This is a genomic window from Pseudomonas fuscovaginae SE-1, assembly GCF_000364705.1.
Classification (GTDB): Bacteria; Pseudomonadota; Gammaproteobacteria; order Pseudomonadales; family Pseudomonadaceae; genus Aquipseudomonas; species Aquipseudomonas fuscovaginae_A.
Genome location: NZ_AQOH01000089.1, coordinates 1 through 7,232 on the forward strand (window position 1 = coordinate 1; position 7,232 = coordinate 7,232).

The 7,232-nt window shown below is 61.7% G+C and carries 6 protein-coding genes and 2 pseudogenes; 5 read left to right on the forward strand and 3 right to left on the reverse strand.

Translation table 11 applies throughout. From position 1 onward, the window contains the following. Positions 1–156 precede the first annotated feature (156 nt). A complete protein-coding gene (locus K675_RS0110165; protein ID WP_017903412.1) occupies positions 157–1,203 on the forward strand; it encodes a threonine aldolase family protein in 1,047 nt (348 codons plus the stop codon). Positions 1,204–1,491: 288 nt separating this feature from the next. Continuing rightward, positions 1,492–1,692, forward strand: a complete 201-nt coding sequence (locus K675_RS0110170; RefSeq protein ID WP_017903413.1) for a hypothetical protein — start codon at positions 1,492–1,494, stop codon at positions 1,690–1,692. Positions 1,693–1,780: 88 nt separating this feature from the next. Here K675_RS0110170 and K675_RS0110175 read toward each other — a convergent pair whose 3' ends face one another. Beyond that, positions 1,781–2,083: a cell division protein ZapA gene (locus K675_RS0110175; RefSeq protein ID WP_017903414.1), complete on the reverse strand. Its 303-nt coding sequence runs from the start codon at positions 2,081–2,083 to the stop codon at positions 1,781–1,783. After that, a complete protein-coding gene (locus K675_RS0110180; protein ID WP_017903415.1) occupies positions 2,080–2,310 on the reverse strand; it encodes a hypothetical protein in 231 nt (76 codons plus the stop codon). Before K675_RS0110180 ends, K675_RS0110175 begins: the two co-directional genes overlap by 4 nt. 346 nt (positions 2,311–2,656) lie before the next feature. Here K675_RS0110180 and K675_RS34100 point away from each other — a divergent pair. Beyond that, positions 2,657–3,313: pseudogene (locus tag K675_RS34100) on the forward strand (MCP four helix bundle domain-containing protein); the annotation flags it as partial. A gap of 303 nt (positions 3,314–3,616) precedes the next feature. Continuing rightward, positions 3,617–4,216: pseudogene (locus K675_RS34105) on the forward strand (methyl-accepting chemotaxis protein); the annotation flags it as partial. A gap of 192 nt (positions 4,217–4,408) precedes the next feature. Here the strand turns inward: K675_RS34105 and gbcB are convergent. Continuing rightward, positions 4,409–5,509 carry a glycine-betaine demethylase subunit GbcB gene (gene gbcB / locus K675_RS0110190; RefSeq protein WP_017903418.1) on the reverse strand — a complete coding sequence of 367 codons (1,101 nt, stop codon included), beginning with the start codon at positions 5,507–5,509 and terminating at the stop codon, positions 4,409–4,411. Positions 5,510–5,820: 311 nt separating this feature from the next. Here gbcB and gbcA point away from each other — a divergent pair, with 311 nt between their 5' ends. Further along, on the forward strand, positions 5,821–7,116 hold the full coding sequence (gbcA, locus tag K675_RS0110195) for a glycine-betaine demethylase subunit GbcA (RefSeq protein WP_017903419.1): 1,296 nt from the start codon (positions 5,821–5,823) through the stop codon (positions 7,114–7,116). Positions 7,117–7,232 lie beyond the last annotated feature (116 nt).

A 7,232-nucleotide genomic window follows, 5' to 3' on the forward strand; every position in this document is an offset into this window, starting at 1 on the left:
TTTACGGCTGCTTTGCAGCCGAGCGCGGGCAAGCCCGCTCGCCACAGGGGGATTCTTTAACCGTCAAGCAGAGGGTTTTCCTACGGCAACTGTGCCTGTGCGCTGACGTCGATTCTGGTTACAGTGCAGGTCGTAAACGATCACAAGGACCGGGCCATGACCGACAAGAGCCAACAATTCGCCAGCGACAACTATTCCGGTATCTGCCCAGAAGCCTGGACCGCCATGGAGCAGGCCAACCACGGCCACCAGCGCGCCTACGGCGACGACGAGTGGACCCAGCGCGCGGCCGATGGCTTTCGCAAACTGTTCGACACCGACTGCGAGGTGTTCTTCGCCTTCAACGGCACCGCCGCCAACTCCCTCGCCCTGTCGTCGCTGTGCCAGAGCTACCACAGCGTGATCTGCTCGGAGACCGCCCACGTCGAGACCGACGAGTGCGGCGCCCCGGAGTTCTTCTCCAACGGCTCCAAGCTGCTCATCGCCCGTACCGAAAGCGGCAAGCTGACCCCCGGGTCAATCCGCGAAATCGCCCTCAAGCGCCAGGACATCCACTACCCCAAGCCACGGGTGGTGACCCTGACCCAGGCCACCGAGGTCGGCAGTGTCTACACCCCGGACGAAGTCCGCGCCATCAGCGCCACCTGCAAGGAACTGGGCCTGCACCTGCACATGGACGGCGCACGCTTCTCCAACGCCTGCGCGTTCCTCGGCTGCTCGCCGGCCGAGCTGACCTGGAAGGCCGGGGTCGACGTGCTGTGCTTCGGCGGGACAAAAAACGGCATGGCCGTGGGTGAGGCGATCCTGTTCTTCAACCACGACCTGGCGGAAGACTTCGACTACCGCTGCAAGCAGGCCGGGCAACTGGCCTCGAAGATGCGTTTCCTCTCGGCCCCCTGGGTCGGCCTGCTGGAAAAAGACGCCTGGCTCAAGCATGCGCGCCACGCCAACCACTGCGCGCAATTGCTGAGCAGCCTGGTCAAGGACATTCCCGGCGTGGAACTGATGTTCCCGGTCGAAGCCAACGGCGTGTTCCTGCAACTGTCGGAACCGGCGATCGCCGCGCTGACCGCCCGCGGCTGGCGCTTCTACACCTTCATCGGCAAGGGTGGGGCACGCTTCATGTGCTCGTGGGATACCGAAGAGGCACGGGTGCGGGAACTGGCGGCGGATATCCGCGAGGTCATGTCCGCTTCCCTGTAAACCGGCCTTGCCTGCGAACGGGGCGCCGGCTGCGCGTCATCGATCTTCACGGGCAAGCGCTCCCTCAGTGGCAGCGCCAGGCGCGTGCCTAGTGGCAGGCGACTGTCTTCAACTCCCCACGGATGGGCTCGCGGGCGACTACCGCCGGTCGACACTGTCATTTCTGACAGTATCGCTCTCTCCCCGGCCATAGGAGGATGGGGCGTCCTGAAAAAGAATATCTGCAGTCTTTCAGAGCCCAGGCCTGCTACCCGAAGGGTGGCAGCCATCCACGCCAAGGAGAAAGACATGAACAAGACAACCGAACTGACCGTCAAACGCGATGGCAAGGCCAGTGATTATCCCATAGTGGACTTCGACGAGATGTCGAAGCTGATCAATACCGGCGACCATATCCATAGCCGTACTGGCCAGACCATCACCATTACCAAAAAGACGTACCGGGAAATCGACGTCGGTATCTACGAGATACGACTCCTGGCCGAGTAACATGATGAAGCAAGGGTTCCATCTCCGACTCGCAAACCTTCATTGCAATCAGAATGGAACCGCTTGCCCGACACGATCACATCGTGGTTCAACTCTGCCCGATCGTCTTCGAAATCACCTCGACCGTCGCACTGACCTGCTCCTGACAACGATCAAGCACCTCGCGGTGCTGACGCTGTTCCTCGATTCGCTGGGAACACAGGTTCAGAGCGGTCAGCACCAGCAGTTGCTCGCCGATCAACGTGGGAAACTTCTTCTTGGTATCGACCAGAGCGGCCTTGAGCATCTGGGTCGCTTCCAGCAGCGTCTGCTCATGTCCCGCTGGAGCCTTGATCGAATAGTCCTCGCCAAGGATCGAGATGACGGTCACGCCGTCGTTGCTGGCTCTCATGCGCTCACGGGACCTGCGCTGACGCGCTCGACCAGCGCCTGGATACGGGCCGCGGTGGCACCGTGTTTCTCTTCCTGTTCCATCAGGTTCAACTGCAGGCTTTCGTTTTCATCCTTGGCCCGGGCCAGTTCGATATTGAGTTGAGCATTGGCAGCCAACAACTCCTGCTTCTGCTGCACCAGTTCGCTGACCAGTTGTTCCAGTTGGTTGAGGGAAGTCTCCAGCATTATCTTGATCTCTCGGGCAGTTTCAAAGGGCGCGTACGATAAAGAAAAGCCCCCCGGTTTGCCAGGGAAAAACGCTCGCAAAGCCTTGATTTTACTGGCACGGGACTTTTCTTCGCCCCTTAGGGACTGTGATTGGCGAAACATGTTCCGCACCTTCTGTCGCAAAGCCCGTTCTGCGACAAATGCGCGCACCCCCTCTAGACTTTAGTCGCATGCCCGATATGTCAGGAAGACCTTCATCCCAAAGGCCGCACGGAACGCGCTTTTCTCAGGAAATATCATGTCCCTACGCACAATGAACATCGCTCCGAGAGCGCTCCTCGGCTTTTCCCTGATCGGCGCCCTGATGCTGATCCTGGGTATTTTCTCGCTGAGCCAGATGAGCAAGATCCGTGCAGCCGCCGAAGAACTCACCAACAACAGCGTACCCAGCATCAAGATGCTGGACGAGTTGACTCAACTGACACTGCGCCTGCGCGTGCTTTCCTACCGCCTGCTGACCAATCGCGAGCAAGACGTACAGACCAAGACCATGGACCTGCTCTCCCAACGCAACCAGCAGATCGAAAAGGCTCGGACTGTCTACGAAAAACTGATCCTCAGCCCTGAGGAACGGGCAGCCTATGAGCAGTATGTGCAATTGCTCGGCCAGTACCGACAGATTGAAGAGCGCATGAAGAGCCTGTCACGCAACAATCAGATGACAGAACTGACGAGCCTGCTCAACAACGATCTGATGAATAACTCCGAGCAAATCAACAGTGCGCTCAACCGTCTGCTGGAAATCATCAACCAGCAGACCAACGACAACAACCAGCAGGCGCGCGACCAGTACGACATGGCGTTCACCATGGTCGTGGCCCTGCTGCTGCTCGCCACCGCCCTGACCTTCCTGTTCGCCTGGCTGCTGACCCGCAGCATCACCCAGCCGATCGACCAGGCCCTGAAGGCGGCCGAACACATCGCCGAGGGCGACCTGACCCATCCGATCACGGTCGACGGTACCGATGAAGCCGGCCGGCTGCTGCAGGCCATGCTGAAGATGCAGCAGAAGCTGCGTGACACCCTGCAGCGCATCTCCGGCTCGGCGACCCAGCTGGCCTCCGCCGCCGAAGAGCTGAACAGCGTCACCGACGAAAGCGCGCGCGGGCTGCAGCAGCAGAACAATGAAATCGAGCAGGCGGCCACCGCGGTCAATGAAATGACCAGCGCCGTGGAAGAAGTCGCACGCAATGCCGTGAGCACTTCCGAAGCGTCGAAGAACGCCACGGCTTCGGCCGGCGACGGCCGTGAGCTGGTACAGGAAACCGTTGGCGCCATCGAGCGCATGAGCAACGACGTGCAGGGCACCGCCACACTGATCGGCAACCTCGCCGAAGAATCGCGGGATATCGGCAAGGTGCTGGACGTGATCCGCGGCCTGGCCGACCAGACCAACCTGCTCGCGCTGAACGCGGCGATCGAAGCGGCACGGGCCGGGGAAGCCGGCCGTGGTTTTGCCGTGGTGGCTGATGAAGTACGCGCGCTGGCCCACCGCACCCAGCAGTCGACCAGCGAAATCGAACGGATGATCGGCAGTATCCAGGGCGGCACCGAGCAGGCGGTGGAATCGATGCGCAACAGCACCGAGCGCGCCGAGTCGACCCTGAACATCGCCAAGGGCGCCGGCCTGGCACTGGATACCATCAACAGCGCGATCATCGAGATCAACGAGCGCAACCTGGTGATCGCCAGCGCCGCCGAGGAGCAGGCCCAGGTGGCCCGCGAGGTGGATCAAAATCTGGTGAACATCCGCGACCTGTCGGTGCAGTCGGCCACCGGTGCCGACCAGACCAGCGCGGCGAGCAACGAGCTGGCGCGCCTGGCAGTAGATCTCAACGGGTTGGTGGCGCGGTTCAGCCTGTAAGGGGTGTGCTCCGAGCCTTCCGGCTCAACCTTGTGGCGAGGGGGCTTGCCCCCGCTGGGATGCGAAGCAGCCCCAAACCCGGACCTTGCGGTTTATCTGAAGGTCCGCGGTTGCTGGTTTCAGGGCCGCCGTGCAGCCCAGCGGGGGCAAGCCCCCTCGCCACAGGCAAGCCCCCGCCCCTGACAACCAGGATCAATACTCGATCCGCACATCGCCCTTCGGCACGCTGCAGCACGACAGGATGTAGCCCTCGGCCACGTCCTCGTCGGTGATCCCGCCGTTGTGCTCCATGTCCACCTCGCCACCCAGCTTGAGCACCTTGCAGGTCCCGCAGATACCCATGCCGCAGGCCTTGGGAATCATCAGGCCAAGCTTGGCCGCCGCCGCGTGCACGGTTTCGCCCGGCGCCACGCGGATGCTCTTGCCGGTGGCGGTGAACTCCACCTGGTGCAGATCCGCCGCATCGACCGGCGGTGCATCGGCGGCCTGTTCGGCCTGCTCCACCGCATCGGCACGCGCTTCCGGTGGTGTCGCGCCAAAGGACTCCTCGTGGTAGCGGCTCATGTCGAAGCCGGCCGCCTCGAGCAGGCGCTTCACCGCATTCATGTAGGGCGTCGGGCCACAGCAGAACACCTCGCGCTCGAGGAAATCCGGCACCATCAGTTCCAGCATCTTGTGATTCAGGTAACCGCGATAGCCGGCCCACGGCTCACCCAGGCCATGCTTCTCGCAAATCAGGTGCAGGCTGAAGTTGTCGATCCGCGATGCCATGTGTTCCAGCTCGCGGTGATAGATGATGTCCTTGGGCGACCGGGCACTGTGGATGAACACCATGTCGACATTGGCATTGGTGTCGTAGAACCAGCGGGCCATGGACATCACCGGGGTGATACCGACGCCGCCGCTGAGGTACAGCACCTTGGGACTGGGGAAGTCGATGGCGTTGAACAGCCCCACGGGACCGTGCACCGCCAGTTCCTGGCCTTCGTGCAGCGTGTCGTGCAGCCAGTTGGAGACCTTGCCGCCCGGTACGCGCTTGATGGTCACGGAGAAGCTGTAGGGCACCGATGGCGAGCTGGAAATGGTGTAGGAACGCATGATCTGCTGCCCTTCGATTTCCAGCTCCAGGGTGACGAACTGCCCCGGCTTGAAGAAGAACATGATCGGCTGGTCGGCCATGAAGCAGAAGGTGCGCACATCCCAGGTTTCCTGGATGACCTTCACACAGCGCACGATATGCCGACCATTGGCCCAGGTCTGGGTCGTTACCGGATTCAGGAAGTTGTTCGACATGTTGTTCTCCACCGCTGACTGTCAGCTCTGATGGTGGCGATTCTGCGCAAGGCCCAGGCGACCCGTTTACCTATCCGCGACATTGGCATGCTTATCGCGACCAGCCCCTAACGACGGGTGCTTGCGCGTCGGGAACGGATTCGGCCGTGTCGCCCATGGATAAGGTCCTGGTCGCTGCCAGCCCCACACTCCGTCGCAAATGACCGGCTGTATTTTCTGTCTTGCGTCGCAACCGTGTGGTCCGAACCTGCTGCATCGACCACTTAGCCAATATTCGTCGGCCACACCGCATGGCCATGAGGACCTGAACGATGGACAACACCACCACCCTGAGCCTGGGCGACCCGCTGGAGCCCGCACGCAAGGCCACCGCACAGATGCTGCAGGAACGCGAGCGCACCTTCTCCCTGCCGCAGCCGTTCTATTCGGACGACCGTCTGTTCGAGATCGACATGCAGGAGATCTTCCACAAGGAATGGCTGATCGCCGGCATGACCAGCGAGATCCCGACCAAGGGCAACTACCTGACGCTGCAGATCGGCAAGAACCCGATCATCGTCATCCGCGGCGCCGACGGCGTGGTCCACGCCTTCCACAACGTCTGCCGGCACCGTGGCTCGCGTCTGTGCACCGGGGAAAAGGGCAAGGTCGCCAAGCTGGTCTGCCCGTACCACCAGTGGACCTATGAACTCGACGGTCGCCTGCTGTTCGCCGGCACCGAGATGGGTGCCGACTTCGACATGAAGCAGTACGGCCTCAAGCCGGTCAACGTGAAGACCGCCGGTGGCTACATCTTCATCAGCCTGGCCGAGAACCCGCCACCGATCGACGAGTTCCTCAGCACCCTGAGCCACTACATGGAACCCTACGACATGGAGAACACCAAGGTGGCGGTGCAGACCACCTTGATGGAAAAGGCCAACTGGAAGCTGGTGATCGAGAACAACCGTGAGTGCTACCACTGCAACGGCTCCCACCCGGAACTGCTGAAAACCCTGCTGGAATGGGACGACGTCACCGACCCGCGTGCCGACCAGGCGTTCAAGGACCATGTGGCCGCCTCCGCCGCCGCCTGGGAAGCAGAGAAGATCCCCTATGCCCACGCCAGCTTCGGCCTGCGCAACCGTATCGTGCGCATGCCGCTGCTCAAGGGCACCGTATCGATGACCATGGACGGCCAGCAGGGCTGCAAGAAACTGATGGGCCGGATCAAGAACCCGGACCTGGGCTCGATGCGCATCCTGCACCTGCCACACTCGTGGAACCACTGCATGGGCGACCACATCATCGTATTCACCGTGTGGCCGATCAGCGCCCAGGAAACCATGGTCACCACCAAGTGGCTGGTGCACAAGGACGCGGTCGAAGGCGTCGACTATGACGTGGCGCGCATGCGTCAGGTCTGGGATGCGACCAACGACCAGGACCGTCGCCTGGCCGAGGAGAACCAGCGTGGCATCAACTCCGTGGCCTACCAGCCCGGCCCATACTCGAAGACCTACGAGTTCGGCGTGGTCAACTTCATCGACTGGTACAGCGAGCGCATGCTGAGCAACCTGGGGGCCGAGCCTGCGCCTTACCTCAAGGGCGTGCCGGTGCACGGTTAAAAGCAAAAAGCTTCGCGGCGGTTCGGCGCCCCGACAAGCCCTGCTCCTACAGTACCCCGTGATGATCGTTCCCACGCTCTGCGTGGGAATGCCTCTCTGGACGCTCGGCGTCCGCT